This window comes from Acidovorax sp. GW823-FHT05D11 (genome assembly GCF_058795695.1).
Genome location: NZ_CM179502.1, coordinates 190729 through 206259, shown reverse-complemented (window position 1 = coordinate 206259; position 15531 = coordinate 190729). Strand labels below are relative to the sequence as shown.

Genomic DNA, 15531 nt, shown 5'->3' with positions numbered 1-15531 from the left:
CGGCCCTGCGGGATGGGGCAAGCTCAGTGCAGCACCCGCCGCTGCGCCAGAAAGTCCAGCAGCGCGGCATCGAAACCCTCGGGGTCCTCCAGCTGGGGCCAGTGCCCGACATGGGGCAGCATCAGGGTCTGCGCATCGGGCAGCACCTGGGCCAGCGCCTCCAGGGCCACGGGGGGTGTGCAGCGGTCCAGCGCGCCCCCCACCAGCAGCGTGGGCATGGCCAGGTGGGCCAGCGCGGCAGCCCCGCGATCAAACGTGGGCAAGGCCTCCAGCGCGCGCCGGTAGGCCCCCGGGTACACCTGGGCCAGCGCATGGCTGGCCAGCCGCACCCCTTCGGGCAGGGCGCCGGTACCGATGAACTGGGGTACCAGCGTCTGCGCCAGCGCCTCCATGCCGCCACCGCCATCCAGCGCTTTCAGGGCGCGCAGCCGGGGCGCCACCCAGTCTTCCACCGCCTGCGCATCGAGCGCCGGCCCGCCCGCGCACAGCACGAGGCGCCGCACCTGCGATGGGCCGCGCACGGCGGCCTCCAGCGCCACCATGGCGCCCATGCCGTGCCCCACCAGCGTGACCGGGCCACCCCGCAGGGCGTCGATCAGGGCCAGGCAGCTCTGCGCCAGCGCCTTGAAGGTGTAGGGCTCCACGGGCGCGCTGCGGCCATAGCCCGGCATGTTCCAGGCCACGGCGCGGTAGCCGACCGTGGCCAGCGTTTCCACCTGGGGGGCAAAGGTGAGGTGGTCGCCATCGGCGTCGTGCAGCATGAGCACGGTGGGGCCGGAGCCCAGGGCGGTGAAGGTAGGAAGAACGGCCATGCGGTGGAAAACGGAACAGGAATGACTTACGCAAAACAGGGCTCAGGCAGATAGCTCCCCCCCACGCCAGGTGGTGGTTGCATCCCGATTTGCGCAAGTCTTACGGAAGTAAACCCCGCAACAGCGCGGTGGTGGGTGGCGCCTGATAATAGTTGCTCCCCCCTGCTGCCACCGCTGGCACCGCTTTTGTGAACCCTTCGCCCCCCCGCCCCGCCCTCGCCCTGCCACCGAGCTTCTCCACACGCGAGTTTCGCGATGCACTGGGCATGTTTGCCACGGGCGTGACCATCGTCACGGCCCGCACGGCAGCGGGTGACCTGGTGGGCCTCACGGCCAGTTCGTTCAATTCGGTGTCGCTGGCGCCCCCGCTGGTGCTGTGGAGCCTGTCGCACGGCGCCAGCACCCTGCCCACCTTTGCCGACGGCTCGCACTACGCCATCCACGTGCTGGCCGCGGACCAGAAGGCGCTGGCCGAGCGTTTTGCCACGCGCGGCATCGATCGCTGGGCAGGCCTGGAACACCGGCCCGGCATCAGCGGCGCCCCGTTGCTGGCCGGGGCGGCTGCCACGTTCGAATGCTTCAACCGCAGCCAGTACAAGGAGGGCGACCACACCATCTTTGTGGGCGAGGTCGAGCGCTGCGAGCACCGCGAAGGCATCTCGCCCCTGCTGTACCACGGGGGCAAGTTCTACACCGAGCACCCGCTGTGACGACCCCCACCGTGGCCGTGCGCCACGTGAACATCGGCCTGGCCCGGCGCCTGAAGGTGGGCGAACGTTCGGTGCTCACCGCCATCGGCAAGGCGCCCGTCACCGGCCCGGTGGCCGTGGGCCCGCTGGGCCTGGCGGGGGACGAGCAGGCCGACCCGAGCGTGCACGGCGGCCTGGGCAAGGCCGTATACGCCTACCCCGCCGCCCATTACGCGTTCTGGCAGGCACAGCGCCGCGAACGCGGCGTGAGCCTGTTCGATGAAACCTTGCCGCCGGGTTTCATGGGGGAGAACCTCACCATCGACGGGCCGCTGGAAGCGGAGGTGTTTGTGGGCGACGAATGGCATTTCCCCCACTGCGTGCTGCGGGTGAGCGCCCCGCGCGAGCCATGCTTCAAGTTCAACGCCGTCATGGGGTTTGCGCAGGCGGGCCGCACCATGGCCCTGGCCGGATGCTGCGGCTACTACCTGGCGGTGGACCAGCCCGGCACCATCGCCGCCGGAGAGACCGCCACGCTGGTGCCCGGGCAGCGCGGGCTGAGCATCGCGCAGGCGCTGGCCGGCAAGTGGGCAAAGCACGCGCGCTAACCAGGCCCCACTGGATTCATCAATATTGATAGCTACTAGCGCTTACCAGATAAGCGTCAGAGCCCAATTTTGCTCGAAACCGAGCCTTCAACGCACCGTGTCGGGCAGCTCGATCTTGACCTCCAGCACCTCCAGGTTATCCTGGCGCTCCAGGTGCACCTTGAGGTCGTCGGGGTTGATCTTCACGTACTTGGAGATCACCGCCACCAGTTCGCGCTGCAGCGCGGGCAGGTAGTCGGGCTCCGAGGCATTGCGGCCGTTGCGCTCGTGCGCCAGGATGATCTGCAGCCGCTCCTTGGCGACGCTGGCGGTTTTCTTCTTCTCGCCGAGCAGGAAGGACAGGAAAGAAGCCATGGCTTATTTGCTCCCGAACAGGCGTTTGAAGAAGCCTGGCTTTTCCGCGTCGATGAAACGCAGCGGCTTGTCGGTGGCGCCCAGGAAGCGGTCGATCACGTCCTTGTAGGCCTCGGACACATCCGAGTCCTTGGCGTGGATCGCGGGCGTGCCCTGGTTGGACGACTGCAGCACCACTTCCGACTCGGGGATCACGCCGATCAGCTTGATGCGCAGGATGTCCTGGATGTCTTCCAGGCTCAGCATCTGGCCGTCCTGCACGCGGCTGGGGTTGTAGCGCGTGATGAGCAGGTGCTCCTTGATCGGCTCGCCGCCTTCGATCGCGCGCTTGGTCTTGCTGCCCAGCATGCCCAGGATGCGGTCCGAGTCGCGCACCGACGACACCTCGGGGTTGGTCACCAGCAGCGCCTCGTCGGCGAAGTGCATGGCCATCAGCGCGCCGCTTTCAATGCCGGCGGGCGAGTCGCAGACGATGTACTCGAAGTCCATCGCGGCCAGGTCCTTGAGCACTTTCTCGACGCCGTCCTGCGTGAGCGCGTCCTTGTCGCGCGTCTGGCTGGCGGCCAGCACGAACAGGTTGTCGCACTGCTTGTCCTTGATGAGGGCCTGGTTCAGGTTGGCCTCGCCCTGAATCACGTTGATCAGGTCGTACACCACGCGGCGTTCGCAGCCCATGATGAGATCGAGGTTGCGCAGGCCGACATCAAAGTCGATCACGGCGGTCTTGTGGCCGCGCAGGGCGAGGCCGGTGGCAAAGCTGGCACTGGTGGTGGTCTTGCCCACGCCACCCTTGCCGGAGGTCACGACGACGATTTTGGCCATGTGTTGGGGTCTCTTGAGGGGTTTGATGATGAATGAAGTATCAATTTTCGTGGCGCATGCACCGGGGCGACGCTTGACGCGGGCGTGGCCCACACCAGGGCTCCCGCGCAAGGGCCGCCCCGCCGCGCTGGGAGCGTCCCCCTGCCCGCTGCGCGCAGCGCTGCGAGAGCGGGGGGAAGGAGCGAAGCGACATAGGGGGGTGTTTCACTTGAGAGCTTCGATGATGAGCTTCTCGCCGTCGAGCCGGACCTGGGCCGGCTTGCCGTGCACATCGGCGGGCAACTCGGTCTCGGTGGTGCGGTAGATGCCCGCGATGGACACCAGCTGGGGCTCCAGGCAGGTCGAAAAGATGCGCGCTTCGGTGTTGCCGCGCGCACCGGCAATCGCGCGGCCGCGCAGCGGGGCATAGACGTGGATGTTGCCGTCGGCGATCACCTCGGCGCCAAAGCTCACCACGGCCATCACCACCAGGTCGGCGCCACGGGCATACACCTGCTGGCCCGAGCGCAGGGGCTTGTCCACCACCACGGTGCCGGGGCCCGGCATGGGCACTTCGCGCACCACTTCGACCTCGACCTCGCGGATCACCTCGCGCACCACTTCCTGCACCGGGGTGGCAGGGGCCTCGGCGCGAACGGGCGGTGCATCGGGCGCCGCGGCCAGCCCGGCCGCGCGCGCGGCATCCATCTGGGCAGGGCTGCCGCCGCGGACCGCCACGGGCAGGGTGCTGTGGCTGCGCAGCAAGGCCGTGATGGCCGCGAAATCGATGGGTTCCTGCGCTTCGCGCACAGGGGCCAGATCGATCAGCACCGGGTCATTGTCGAAGAAGCCCGGGGCGTCGGCCACGCGCTCGGCCAGGTCGGCGGCAAACAGCGCGGCGTCGGTGGTCTTGAGCACCACGGCCACCACGGGCAAAGAGGCGCTCTTGAGGTCAAAGCTGGTGCGGGACTGCGCCGCCGTCGTAAGGGCCATGAATGAGGGGTGGAAAAGACGCTCGGGAACGGGTTTCAGAAGGCGCAAAGTGTACCGTGGGCCCGTGTAAGAACCTGTTCGCGCTCCCCGGGCGCCCTGCGCGGGAACACAAGGGGAAACGCGCGGCGCCTCGCGCGTGGCGCCGTGCCCCTCCCTGGGGAGCCCGTGCCTTCATCGGAAACCGGGCCAATGGCCGCCAGGGTCGCGAGGGGCCGTGAAGCCTTCCGCCCGCGCTCCGGGGCGCCTGGATGCATGGGCGACGGGCCGCCGGGCAAGGGTCTTTGATAATCGACCGATGTCTGCTCCCCGCAAAACCCACATCGATTCCCTGGCCATCGCCCTGCTGCTGGCCTGCTGCATGTTCTGGGGCTTCCAGCAGGTGCTGGTGAAAGCCACCGTGGGCGAGGTGGCTCCCGTGTACCAGGCCTTTCTGCGCTTCGTGCTGGCCACCGTGGCGGTCGCCGCCTGGTGCGCGTGGCGCGGCGTGCCGCTGTCGGGCGCGGCCGAGCCGGCCGGGGCACCGCGCGCGGGCCTGCTCGCCGGGGCGCTGTTCGCAGGAGAGTTTGCCTGCATCTACCTGGGGCTGCAGTACACCACGGCGTCGCGCCTCACGGTGTTCCTCTATGCCGCCCCGTTCTGGGTGGCCCTGCTGCTGCCGCGCTTCATCCCCGGGGAGCGCCTGCAGGGCTGGCAGTGGCTGGGACTGGCCGCTGCCTTTGTGGGCGTGGGGCTGGCGCTGGGCGACGGTCTGCTGGGCCCCGCCAACGCCGCCCTGCCCCGTGCCTGGCTGGGCGACCTGCTGGGCCTGGCCGCGGGCCTGATGTGGGCGCTGACCACGGTGGTGATCCGCACCACGCCGCTCGCGCGCGTGGCGCCCGCCAAGCAGCTGCTCTACCAGGTGGGCGTGAGCGCCGCCGCACTGCCCTGGCTGTCGCTGGCCCTGGGCGAAAGCTGGACCTTGCAGTTCAGCACCTTCGCCTGGGGTTCGCTGCTGGTGCAGGCACTCGTGGGTGCATTCGTGAGCTATCTGGCCTGGATGTGGATGCTGGCGCACTACCCGGCCACGAAGATCTCGGTGTTCGTGTTCCTCACGCCCGTGTTCGCGCTGCTGTTTGGCACCTGGTGGCTGGGCGAGCCCGTGACGCCCGGACTGGTGGCGGCGCTGGTGCTGGTAGCGGCGGGGATCGTGCTGGTGAACCGGCGCGCGAGCTGATCATTTGTATCAAATGGTGCTACTGCGCCTACTCACTTGGCACTGGCAGCTATCATTTTCATGGCACTTGTTGTCGAAGGTGCCCAGTCCAACCAGGCATGTGGGAAGAACACATGGGGACGATTTGAATCACCGCTGCAAAGTACCACCACAGGTACGCGAGCACCGTTTACCGCTTCCTGAAAAAGCACCCATGCATCACAACACAATGACTTTTGCACCCGAAGCTGCCCACCAATGGGCCCCACGTGCCTTGCCGACCTTGCGAGCCGCACTGGCCTTGAGCTGTGCCGCACTGGCCTTGGCAGGCTGCGGTGGCGGCTCAGGCTCCGCAGAGCCAGGCCAGCCTCCCGTCACCGGCGCGCTGGCCGCCCCAGAGAACTTTGAGAACGGTGGGGCCCTGAGTTTTTCGTGGAGCGCCACGCCGGGCGCCACCCGCTATGAGCTCTTTGCCGACACGGATGGCCCAGGGCCTCAAACGGAAGTGCAGATGGGCGAGGCGCAAGGCCTCAGTTTCTACTCCACGACTCAACGACAGTTCGGCTACCTGAATCTCGCCCGGCTGCCTGACTTCATCAACGCCACCTTCCGTCTGCGGGCTTGCAACACCGATGGCTGTGGAGCCTTCACCGCAGCGAAGGCGCTGGACATTCCCAAAAGCATCAGCCATGAATTCCCATCGGGGCGTGCGCCCCTCAAATCATCAGCGAGCAATTTCGATCCCATATCCCAGGACGGCCTGACTTTGGTCCTGCGCGGTGCCAGCGGTTCGACAAGCACCTTGTTGGTGTTCGCGCGCACGGCCATCGACCAGCCATGGCAGCAGCAAGCCGAGTTCCCCACGCGCGCGTCCCGGATCGCGCTGTCTTCGGACGGCACCACCCTGGCGGGGGCTGAAGACGACAAGATACAGATCTACCACCGCGGCGGCGCAACCTGGGGCCTGCAAGCCACGATTACATCGACCCAGACGCCTGCCGCATGCCCCCAGCCCTGCCAGTTGGCCTCCGTCCCCGGCAAGCTGGCACTGTCGGCCAACGGCAACCTGCTGGCCGTCACGGGGATCTATGGCGCTGCCACTAACACCCCCAACGCTGTTTTCACCTACGTGCGCACCGGCACGACCTGGGCACCCCAAAGCCATCTGGCGCCGGGAGGCAGCGTCGTGGGAACGGCCCTGGCCCTGTCCGGCGATGGCAGCACGCTGGCGTTGAACAGCGGCGCCATCACCCGCAGCGAGAGCTTCGCACCACCACACCTGCATGTTTACGCGCAAAGCGGAGGCGGGACGTGGAGCGAGCAAGCGCGGCTGCCCGTGGGCATCGTGAATTTCCTGGACATTGCGGCATCGCGGTACAGCGCCTTGGCGCTCTCCAACGAGGGCGCCACGCTGGCCGTCGAAGCCCTGAACGCACCCAACTCGTTGCCGGCAGAGTTCCACATCACTGGTGCAGACCTCACATGCGCAGGCACGGGGAGTGCGGCGCCCGGGTGGCACATCGCCTTGTTCGCCCGCGAGGGTGCTACATGGCGCAGGCAGGCCGTCATAGCGCGCGACGCAGCGTCCTGGGCCCTGGCAAACGACGGCAACGCCCTCTTCTTCGGTGGCGAGCTGTTCAACCGCCGCAGCGGCGCCTGGACGTGCCCTTAGGGTTACGCGCCGCCGGGGGCCTGAAGCCCCGCGAGGATGGCCACCTCCAGCCCCCCTACGGACCGTGCCCCGCGGCAATGAAGCCGGGAAAAACAAGGCCTACCGCCATATAGCAAGCGTATGTAGCTTCTATTTTTATAGCAAAATGCAGGTCAACCGGGGGCATGGCCTCATGGCGCCAGGGATGCGCGCACCCAGCGCAGCACCTTCATCGTCGTCCAGGCGCGTGAACTGCCGGGACCAGGTTTCGGACTGCGCAAGTTTCGAATACTGGGGCGGTTCGCCCACAACCAGTCCGGGTGGGTGGCCCAGGGCTTCGCACGAAAGCATGCAGGTGTACCCTGTAGTACAAGGCAGTGCGGGGGTTTTGGTCCCCGGGGATGGGCCAGCGGGTTTAGCGCGTCGTTGCCCGCATCGCAGTCTTTGAGGCAGTCACCGGCGAGCTGTCGAGCAGGGCCCGGCCCGTGGTGGTCGCCAGGCACGACCAACGCGCCAGCTCTTCGGGCGTCAGCTCGCTGCGTTCCCAGACGGGCACATGACCGCCGTCGCTGCGGTGGTTCATAGGCCGCACGAGCAGGTCGACCGTACCGCCAGCCAGTGGCTCAGAGCTTGGGAATGCGGATCCGGCTGATCATCAGCGAACCCGACAGCGCGAACAGCAGCACCAGCGGGTGCAGCGTGAAGCCGCCGATGAGCACCTTGCCGAACCACAGGCTCTCGCGCACCGCGCCCAGGTAGGCCGCCAGGGCCAGCAGGCCCACGAGCACGATGGAGGTGGGGATGGGCGTGCCCTCGAAGTACTTCACCTTGCCGTCGTCGCCCGAGAGGGTTTCGGCCGTGACGTTGTAGCGCGCCAGGCGCGAGACGCCGCAGGCCACGAAGTAGGCCAGCACGATGCGGTCGTACAGGCCCTGCATGCCACAGCCATAGGCGATGATGGCCGGAGCCACGCCGAACGAGATCACGTCGGCCAGCGAATCGAGCTCCCGGCCCATGGCCGAACTCTTCTGGCGCCAGCGCGCGATGCGGCCGTCCAGCACGTCGAAGATGAGCGCGGCCAGCACGAGGGCGGCGGCGAAGTAGACGTGCACCACGGCGCCGGTTTCCAGGTAGGTCATCGACGAGAACAATGCGCCCACGCCGCAGACCGCGTTGCCCAGCGTGAACCAGTCGGCCAGGTGGAATTCGCGGATCATCGAGAAACGCTTGGGATGTCGGGGAGTGTTCATGTCAGGAGCTCCGGTCGCGCCATGGTGGATGAGAACGCCCCATTATGGGTGGCCAGGTGCCGGGCTTCTTGTAGGCACACCGCCCGCCCGCTCGAGGATGAAATCAATGAGCGTGCGCACCGAACTGGTCTGGTAGCGGTTGGGCATGTACAGGAGGAACATCTGCGTGCCAAAGACGCTCAGGCTGTAGTCGTCGAGCGCGGTGACGATGCGCCCCTCGCGCACCGGGTCCGCCACCACGTAGTCGGGCAGCAGGCCCACGCCCAGGCCCGCCAGGACCGCGTCGCGCAGGAAGGGAAAATGCTCGGACAGCAGGGTGGGCCGGGGCAGCACTTCCTCGCGCTGGCCGTCGGGCCGGTAGGCGGCCACGCGCAGCTCGCGCCCGATGAAGCCCGAGGTGAAGAGCGGCACCGTGGCCAGGTGCTCCAGGCGCGTGGGCAGGCCGTGCTCCTGCGCGTACGCGCGGGCGGCGCACACCACGTAGCGCACGGGCCCCAGGGCCCGCGACACCAGGGCCGGCGGCGGCTCGGTCATGATGCGGATGGCGATGTCCACGTCCTCGCGCACGAGGTCGCTCACGCGGTTCTCGAACATCACTTCGAGCACGATCCCCGGGTACAGACGCTTGAATTCGATGAGCCAGCCGGCCATGACCATCTGGCCGTAGCCCAGGGGCATGCTCAGCCCCACGCGCCCCTGCAGGCTCTGGCCCAGCGTGGCGATGGTTTCGCGCGCCGCCAGCATCTCGTTCATGATGCTGCGGCCGTGCTCGTACAGGCGCAGCCCGACCTCGGTGGGCTCCACGCGCCGCGTGGTGCGGCGCACCAGCTGCACGCCCACCGACTTCTCCAGCTGGTGCAGGTGGTAGCTCACGTTGGCGCGGCTCATCTTGAGCTTGCGCGCGGCCAGGCTGAGGTTGCCGGCGTCCAGGATCTCCACCAGCAGGGTCAGTGCCGAGAGGTCCACGTGGCGCGCTCCGCTTGTTTGTCAAAAATATTCATACAGAGTGTCAATCCTTCATGTAATTGTCAAGAAATCCTGTCGGCACAACAATCCCGGGTCTGCCCGCACTTCCGTCCATGACCGCTCCCGCACTCCATCCGCCCTTTGCCCGCACCGCCACCACCCTCCGCGGCCTGCGGGATGTCGAACAGCTGGAAGCCACGCCCCTGGCCGAGGCGCTGCCGGTGCGAAGCACCTATGAAATCCTGCGCAATGCCGCCCATGCGTTCGGCGGCAAGACCGCGCTGACCTTCCTGCCCACGGCCGATCCGGCGGACGCGCCCATCCGCTGGTCGTACGCGCAGCTGCTGGCCGGCATCCACCAGACGGCCAACCTGCTGCACACACTGGGCGTGGGCCCCCGGGACGCCGTGGCCGTGCTGCTGCCCGGCTGCCTGGAATACCACCTGGCCCTGTGGGGCGGCGAGGCGGCGGGCATCGTGCAGCCCCTGAACCCCATGCTCACCGACGAGAAGCTCGCGGCCATGATGGCGCTGGCGGGCGCCAAGGTGCTGATCGCCTACGGCGCGGAAGGCGACGCGGGCTACTGGAGCAAGGCCCTGCGCCTGCGCAGCCAGGTGCCCACGCTCGCCACCGTGCTGCGCGTGGCCCCGCACGATGAGGCGCCCTGCGCCGCCGGCGCGCTGCCCGAGGGCGTGGTGGACTTCGCGGCGCGCCTGCGCCAGCCCGCCGGCCAGCTGGTGAGCGGCCGGCGCATCGCGCCCGGCGACATCGCAGCGTACTTTCACACCGGCGGCACCACGGGCGCGCCCAAGATCGCGCGCCACAGCCATGGCGCGCAGGTGTTCACCGCCTGGGCCAGCGTGCAGATGCAGGGCATCACGCCGCAGGACGTGGGCATCAACGGCTACCCGCTGTTCCATGTGGCGGGCGTGCTGCCCGGTTCGCTCGCGGCGCTCTCGGCGGGGGTGGAGACCATCATCCCGACGGCGGGCCTGTTCCGCAACCGCGAGGTCATCGCCAGCTACTGGCGGCTGGTCGAGCGCCACCGCTGCACCTACCTGTCGGCCGTGCCCACGGTGCTGGCCGCGCTGGCCAACGTGCCGCTCGATGGCGCGGACATCTCGTCGCTGCGCTACTGCCGCACGGGCGCGGCCATCCTCGCGCCGGAGCTGGCGGCGCGCTTTGAGCGCCTGTTCGGCCTGCATGTGCACGAAAGCCTGGGCATGACGGAGATGGCGGGCATCTCCACCATCACGCCACCGGGCGTGCACGCGCCCGCCGGCTGCGTGGGCTGGCGCCTGCCGTACGCGCGGCTGCGCATCGTGGCGCTGGACGCGCACGGCAACGCGTCCGGCCAGGACATGCCGCCTGGGCAGCCGGGCATGGTGCTGTTCCAGTCGCCCAACCTGTTCTCGGGGTTTCTGGATGCGGCGGACACGGCCAAGGCCTTCACGGCCGACGGCTGGCTGGCCACCGGAGACCTGGGTTTCGTGGACGCCGAAGGGCGCCTGCACCTGAGCGGCCGCTCCAAGGACCTCATCATCCGCAGCGGCCACAACATCGATCCCAAGGTGATCGAGGACGCGCTGGGCGCCCACCCCGCCGTGCAGCTCGCCGCCGCCGTGGGCGCGCCCGACGCCTATGCGGGCGAGCTGCCCGTGGCCTTTGCCACGCTGGTGCCCGGCGCGCAGGCGACCGAGGCCGAGCTGCTCGCCTTCACCGCAGAGCGCGTGGACGAGGCCGTGGCCCGCCCGCGCTGGGTGCGGGTCCTGGGCACCATGCCCGTGACCAACGTGGGCAAGATCTACAAGCCCGCGCTGCGCCTGCAGGCCGCCTGCCACACGGTGCAGGCGCTGGCCGACGGCGTGTGGGCCGAGACCCCCGGCCTTCCCCGCCCGCAGGTGCAGCCCGAAGGCGAGAGCGCCGTGCGCGTGACCCTGGAGCCCGGCCCGGGCGCGGCCGCGCTGCAGGCCCGGCTGCGCGAGGTGCTCGCGCCCCTGCCGCTTGCCGTCACCATCGCCCCGGCGCCAGGAAGTCCCCAGCCCGCCTGAACGAGCCCCGGCCCGCCACCGCGCAGGGCCGGGCCAGCCTGATTTGCAATACCCATGACAGGAGACGACACATGCCCCACCACCCCCCGTCGATGACCCGCCGCCACTGGCTGGGCGCCGCCGCCCTGGCCGCCGCCGCCGCGTGCACCGGCCCCGCCGCCCTGGCGCAGGCCTACCCCAGCAAGCCCATCAAGGTGGTCGTGCCCTTTGCCGCAGGCGGCGCCACCGACGTGCTCGCGCGCGTGCTGGCCGAGAAGATGGCCGCGGGCCTGGGCCAGCCCATGGTCATCGACAACAAGCCCGGCGCGGCCGGCATCATCGGCACCGACGCGGTGGCCAAGGCCGCGCCCGACGGCTACACGCTGCTGCTGGCCTTGAGCAACTCCATGCTCACCAACCAGTTCCTGTACACCAAGCTGCCCTACAGCCCCGAGCGCGACATCGCGCCCATCTACCAGATCGCCATCGCGCCGCTGGTGCTGGTGGCCCACCCCGGCGTACCCGTGGCCACGGGCCCCGAGCTGCTCAAGTACGTGGTGGCGAACAAGGGCAAGGTGGCCTACGGCTCCTACGGCACGGGCGCCTACCCGCATCTGGCCGGCGCCTACATGAGCCTCACGCAGAACGCCGACATGAGCCACGTGGCCTACCGCGGCGAGGCGCCCATGGTGCAGGACCTGCTGGGCGGCCAGATCCAGATCGCGTTCGCCAGCGCGCTGCAGGCCAAGCCGCACATCGACGCGGGCAAGCTCAAGGCCATCGGCGTGAGCGGCGAGCGCCGCATGGGCGCGCTGCCGGGCGTGCCCACGCTGGCCGAACAGGGCCTGAACGACGAGGCCTACCGCGTGGCGGGCTGGCTGGCCTTTGGCGCACCGGCCGGCACGCCAGCACCCATCCTGGAGCGCATTGCCGCCGAGGTGCGCAAGGCCACGCAGTTGCCCGACGTGGCGCAGCGCATCGCGGCCATGGGGTTCGATGTGCAGAACAGCTCGCCCGCGCTGTTCACGGCCGCGATCGCCAAGGAGCGGCCGGTGTGGGAGCGATTGATCAGGGCCTCAGGCGCGAAGCTTGACTGACCCCCTGAGCGGTTGCCAGAAACAGCTGCTCTTCGGTCATGTCCAGGCCTGCGCAAGCAGGCTTGGAGCCGCAGCCCTCAGCCCCTGAAGGGGGCCGTCGCCAGCGCGGCGGGGCGGCCCTGGCATGGCGGCGCGCCGGTCACAACAGGTGGCAGGAAGCAAAAAGGCCCGCGAGGGCCTTTGAGGCCAAAATGGGCCCCAGCGCCTGTCCATCAAGCGCAAGCAGCTATCATTTTTGAAGCACTGTGGCGCCGCACCACGGTGCAGGGGCCCCGCCGCGTTCAATCGAGGGTCACGCCGGTCGATTTCACCACCCCGGCCCAGCGCTGGAGTTCCTTGCCGACATAGGCGCGGTACTCTTCGGGCGTGGAGCCCAGCGGCTCGGCGCCCTGCACCGCCAGCCTGGCACGCACCTCATCGCTTTGCAGCGCCTTGTTGATCTCGGCGTTGAGGCGCTGCACCAGCGCCGCCGGCGTCCTGGCGGGCACCATCACGCCCTGCCAGGCGCCCGCCTCAAAACCGGGCATCACGGTTTCCCCCAGCGTGGGCACGTCGGGGTACAGGGACATGCGCCTGGCGGTGGTGACCGCCAGCAGCTTCAGGCGCCTGTCCTTCACGAAAGGCATCACGGAATTGATGGTGTCCGTCATGAACTGGATCTGCCCCGCCACGAGGTCGACATCCGCGGGGGCGCTGCCCCGGTAGGACACGTGCGTGGCCTCGATGCCCAGGCTCCTGGTGAACTGGAAAGCCGCCAGGTGGGTCACATTGCCATTGCCTGCCGAGCCATAGGAGAGCTTGCCCGGGTTGGCCTTGGCGTAGTCGACGAACTCGCGCACATTGTTGACGGGAAGGCTCGGGTGCACGACCAGGGCCAGCGGCACCACGGCGGTGAGGGCCACGGGCGCCAGGTCTTTCTGCACGTCATAGCTCAGGTTCTTGTAGAGCGCCGGGCTCAGGGTGATGGACGAGGTGTTGTAGAGCAGCGTGTACCCGTCACCCGCCGCCTTGCTGACCTGGGTGCCGCCGATGTTGCCGTTGGCGCCGGGCTTGTTGTCCACGATCACGGACTGCCCCATCTGCTCCGTCAGCTTCTGCGCCAGCACGCGCGCCACCTGGTCGGTGGGCCCGCCTGGCGGAAAGGGCACCACGAGGGTGATCGGTTTGGAAGGGTAGGCCTGCGCATGTGCCAAGCCCATGGGGGCGATGGCCGCCACGCCGGCCGCGCAGCCGAGCATGGCCAGGCATACACGCCGGACGCCGCTGGGTCGCGAAGACGTGCGGGAAGTGCTTTTTTTCATGGTGCTTGTCTCCTGGGTGGTTGTAGTTGGGGAAATCTGTTCACGAACGCCCGGCGAGCAAGCGGGTGGCCGTGTAGGTCATGACCGGTACCCCCTGCTGGTTGAAGACGTCGATGCGCGAGGTCACGACCGCGCGGCCACTCCTGGAGGTGGGCCGGATCTCCGTCACCTCCACCACCGCCTCGATGGTGTCGCCCACCCGCACGGGCGCGAGGATCTTCTGGTGCAGCTCCAGCATCGCAAGGCCCGTGCCCTGGATCATGGTCTGCAGGATGAAGCCCTCGATGAGCGCATAGGTCAGCGCCCCCGGCACGGGCCGCCCCGCCATGGCGCCGCCCTCGTAGCCGTCTTCGATGAAGATCGCCTCCAGCATGCCGGTCACGCCGATGAAGCTGACCAGGTCCGTCTCGGTGACCGTGCGCCGGAAGGTGCGAAAGCGTTGTCCCACGCTCAGGTCCTGCCACACGAACCCCTGTCCAAGGCGCGGCAAATGGCGGTCCACGCCAGCGGGGGCGGCAGGGCGGAGGGTGTCCGCAGAAGGCGTCTGGGGGATCATGGAAGGTGTCCTTGTCAAGAAGAGGGGCCCACGGCTGCGCGGGTGCCCAGCAGTGCCTGGATCTGTGCGCCGCCGAGCCCGGCCTGGGCCAGCAGCGTCTCGGTGTGTTCGCCCAGCCGGGGGGGCATGGCGATGGCGGGGCGCTGCCCGTCAAAGCGCACCGGCACGCCCGGAAAGCGCACCTCGCCCAGGGCGGGGTCGGAGAGGGTTTCGAAGAAATCCGTGGCCACGAGGTGTGGATCCAGGGGCAGGTCTTGCAGCCTGGCCACGGGCGCGGCGGGGATTTCCAGCCGCTCGCACACCGCGATCCAGTGGGCCGTGGTGTGGCGCCCGGTGAAGCCCGACGCAAGCTCCAGCAGTTCGGCGATGTGCCGCGTGCGGCTGGCGATGCCGGCGAAGCGCGCATCGCGCGCAAGGTCCGGGGCACCCACCTCGGTGAAGAAGCGCTGCCAGTGCAGGTTGGTGTACGGCATCATGGCCACCGCCCCGTCGGCCGTGCGGTAGGGCCGGCGCCAGGGGGCCAGCACACGCGGGTAGCCCGGTGGGGACAGCGGCGGCTCGAAGTGCTGGCCGTAGTAGTGCTCGACCAGGTTGAAACCCACCATGGACTCGAACATGGGGATTTCCACGAAGGCCCCCCGGCCCGTGCGCTCGCGCTGCCACAGCGCGGCCAGGATGGCATGCGCGGCCACATGGGCGCAGGTCTTGTCGGCGGCGATGGTGGGCAGGTAGCGCATCTCCCCGCCCTGCCGTTCCATCAGGTCGGCGAGCCCCGACATGCCCTGGATCACGTCGTCATACGCGGGTTTGCCGGCATAGGGGCCAGGCAAGAAGCCCACCAGGCTGGCGTACACCAGGCGCGGAAAACGCTCGCGCAGCGCCTCGGGCGCGAGGCCCAGGGCCGCCAGCTTCTGCGGCCGCATGCTGTGCATCAGCACATCGGCCGTGGCGATCAGTGCGCCCAGCGCCTCCTGCGCACCGGCCTGCTTGAGGTCCAGCGCCACGCTCTTCTTGCTGCGGTTGGCGCCCAGGAACATCGCCGCCATGCCCGCCTCCCGGGCGGGGCCGGTATGGCGCGTCGAGTCGCCCTCGGGCGGTTCGATCTTGACCACCTCGGCACCGTAGTCGGCCAGGACCTGGCTGGCCAGGGGGCCGAAAATCACGCTGGACAGATCCAGCACGCGAAGGCCTTGCAAAGGCGTCATCTCACATCCTTCCGAAGGCGGGTGGG

Annotated in this window: 15 protein-coding genes; 6 read left to right on the top strand and 9 right to left on the bottom strand. The window is 68.8% G+C overall.

Annotated features, from left to right (window positions below; all coding sequences use genetic code 11):
- Positions 1 to 23: 23 nt before the first annotated feature.
- The gene (locus AC3RCE_RS00975) at positions 24 to 812 is read right to left on the bottom strand and encodes an alpha/beta fold hydrolase (protein ID WP_492254316.1); all 789 of its coding nucleotides are present in this window, start codon (positions 810 to 812) and stop codon (positions 24 to 26) included.
- Positions 813 to 1000: 188 nt separating this feature from the next.
- Between AC3RCE_RS00975 and AC3RCE_RS00970 the strand changes: the two genes are divergently transcribed.
- Together AC3RCE_RS00970 and AC3RCE_RS00965 are read left to right on the top strand one after the other, a co-directional pair.
- Complete coding sequence (locus tag AC3RCE_RS00970; RefSeq protein WP_029414219.1) at positions 1001 to 1522, top strand: flavin reductase family protein; 522 nt, start codon at positions 1001 to 1003, stop codon at positions 1520 to 1522.
- Complete coding sequence (locus AC3RCE_RS00965) at positions 1519 to 2109, top strand: MOSC domain-containing protein (RefSeq protein ID WP_218339225.1); 591 nt, start codon at positions 1519 to 1521, stop codon at positions 2107 to 2109. The genes AC3RCE_RS00970 and AC3RCE_RS00965 overlap by 4 nt, the downstream gene beginning before the upstream one ends.
- A gap of 87 nt (positions 2110 to 2196) precedes the next feature.
- Here the strand turns inward: AC3RCE_RS00965 and minE are convergent, their stop codons facing one another.
- From minE to minC, 3 genes are all read right to left on the bottom strand, one after another.
- Positions 2197 to 2463, bottom strand: coding sequence for a cell division topological specificity factor MinE (gene minE / locus AC3RCE_RS00960; protein ID WP_015011987.1), 267 nt, complete (start codon positions 2461 to 2463; stop codon positions 2197 to 2199).
- Between the two features lie 3 nt (positions 2464 to 2466).
- The gene (gene minD, locus AC3RCE_RS00955) at positions 2467 to 3285 is read right to left on the bottom strand and encodes a septum site-determining protein MinD (protein WP_218296509.1); all 819 of its coding nucleotides are present in this window, start codon (positions 3283 to 3285) and stop codon (positions 2467 to 2469) included.
- 204 nt (positions 3286 to 3489) lie between these two features.
- Entirely contained in the window at positions 3490 to 4257 is a 768-nt protein-coding gene (minC, locus tag AC3RCE_RS00950) for a septum site-determining protein MinC (RefSeq protein ID WP_492254315.1), read from the bottom strand.
- A gap of 295 nt (positions 4258 to 4552) precedes the next feature.
- On the opposite strand from minC, the gene AC3RCE_RS00945 reads away from it, so the two are divergent.
- Positions 4553 to 5470 (top strand): DMT family transporter, encoded by a 918-nt coding sequence (locus AC3RCE_RS00945; RefSeq protein WP_492254314.1) that lies wholly within the window; start codon positions 4553 to 4555, stop codon positions 5468 to 5470.
- Positions 5471 to 5960: 490 nt separating this feature from the next.
- Positions 5961 to 7121 carry a hypothetical protein gene (locus tag AC3RCE_RS00940; protein ID WP_492254313.1) on the top strand — a complete coding sequence of 387 codons (1161 nt, stop codon included), beginning with the start codon at positions 5961 to 5963 and terminating at the stop codon, positions 7119 to 7121.
- 602 nt (positions 7122 to 7723) lie between these two features.
- Here the strand turns inward: AC3RCE_RS00940 and pssA are convergent.
- Positions 7724 to 8350: a CDP-diacylglycerol--serine O-phosphatidyltransferase gene (pssA, locus tag AC3RCE_RS00935; RefSeq protein ID WP_218296505.1), complete on the bottom strand. Its 627-nt coding sequence runs from the start codon at positions 8348 to 8350 to the stop codon at positions 7724 to 7726.
- A gap of 42 nt (positions 8351 to 8392) precedes the next feature.
- A complete protein-coding gene (locus AC3RCE_RS00930; protein ID WP_492254312.1) occupies positions 8393 to 9316 on the bottom strand; it encodes a LysR family transcriptional regulator in 924 nt (307 codons plus the stop codon).
- 113 nt (positions 9317 to 9429) lie between these two features.
- On the opposite strand from AC3RCE_RS00930, the gene AC3RCE_RS00925 reads away from it, so the two are divergent.
- Together AC3RCE_RS00925 and AC3RCE_RS00920 are read left to right on the top strand one after the other, a co-directional pair.
- Complete coding sequence (locus tag AC3RCE_RS00925; RefSeq protein ID WP_492254311.1) at positions 9430 to 11367, top strand: acyl-CoA synthetase; 1938 nt, start codon at positions 9430 to 9432, stop codon at positions 11365 to 11367.
- A 71-nt stretch (positions 11368 to 11438) separates the two neighbouring features.
- Entirely contained in the window at positions 11439 to 12443 is a 1005-nt protein-coding gene (locus AC3RCE_RS00920) for a Bug family tripartite tricarboxylate transporter substrate binding protein (RefSeq protein ID WP_492254310.1), read from the top strand.
- A 281-nt stretch (positions 12444 to 12724) separates the two neighbouring features.
- Here AC3RCE_RS00920 and AC3RCE_RS00915 read toward each other — a convergent pair whose 3' ends face one another.
- The 3 genes from AC3RCE_RS00915 to AC3RCE_RS00905 are packed head-to-tail and all read right to left on the bottom strand — an operon-like array spanning position 12725 to position 15505.
- Positions 12725 to 13744: a Bug family tripartite tricarboxylate transporter substrate binding protein gene (locus AC3RCE_RS00915; protein ID WP_369641023.1), complete on the bottom strand. Its 1020-nt coding sequence runs from the start codon at positions 13742 to 13744 to the stop codon at positions 12725 to 12727.
- 40 nt (positions 13745 to 13784) lie between these two features.
- Positions 13785 to 14300 carry a MaoC family dehydratase gene (locus AC3RCE_RS00910; protein WP_255590934.1) on the bottom strand — a complete coding sequence of 172 codons (516 nt, stop codon included), beginning with the start codon at positions 14298 to 14300 and terminating at the stop codon, positions 13785 to 13787.
- 14 nt (positions 14301 to 14314) lie between these two features.
- Entirely contained in the window at positions 14315 to 15505 is a 1191-nt protein-coding gene (locus AC3RCE_RS00905; protein ID WP_492254309.1) for a CaiB/BaiF CoA transferase family protein, read from the bottom strand.
- Positions 15506 to 15531 lie beyond the last annotated feature (26 nt).

Bases quoted from the DNA above. Each gene is read 5' to 3' on its own strand.
- AC3RCE_RS00975 (WP_492254316.1), bottom strand. From the start codon at position 812: ATGGCCGTTCTTCCTACCTTCACCGCCCTGGGCTCCGGCCCCACCGTG.
- minE (WP_015011987.1), bottom strand. From the start codon at position 2,463: ATGGCTTCTTTCCTGTCCTTCCTGCTCGGCGAGAAGAAGAAAACCGCC.
- minD (WP_218296509.1), bottom strand. From the start codon at position 3,285: ATGGCCAAAATCGTCGTCGTGACCTCCGGCAAGGGTGGCGTGGGCAAG.
- minC (WP_492254315.1), bottom strand. From the start codon at position 4,257: ATGGCCCTTACGACGGCGGCGCAGTCCCGCACCAGCTTTGACCTCAAG.
- AC3RCE_RS00945 (WP_492254314.1), top strand. From the start codon at position 4,553: ATGTCTGCTCCCCGCAAAACCCACATCGATTCCCTGGCCATCGCCCTG.
- AC3RCE_RS00940 (WP_492254313.1), top strand. From the start codon at position 5,961: ATGGGCGAGGCGCAAGGCCTCAGTTTCTACTCCACGACTCAACGACAG.
- pssA (WP_218296505.1), bottom strand. From the start codon at position 8,350: ATGAACACTCCCCGACATCCCAAGCGTTTCTCGATGATCCGCGAATTC.
- AC3RCE_RS00925 (WP_492254311.1), top strand. From the start codon at position 9,430: ATGACCGCTCCCGCACTCCATCCGCCCTTTGCCCGCACCGCCACCACC.
- AC3RCE_RS00920 (WP_492254310.1), top strand. From the start codon at position 11,439: ATGCCCCACCACCCCCCGTCGATGACCCGCCGCCACTGGCTGGGCGCC.
- AC3RCE_RS00915 (WP_369641023.1), bottom strand. From the start codon at position 13,744: ATGAAAAAAAGCACTTCCCGCACGTCTTCGCGACCCAGCGGCGTCCGG.
- AC3RCE_RS00910 (WP_255590934.1), bottom strand. From the start codon at position 14,300: ATGATCCCCCAGACGCCTTCTGCGGACACCCTCCGCCCTGCCGCCCCC.
- AC3RCE_RS00905 (WP_492254309.1), bottom strand. From the start codon at position 15,505: ATGACGCCTTTGCAAGGCCTTCGCGTGCTGGATCTGTCCAGCGTGATT.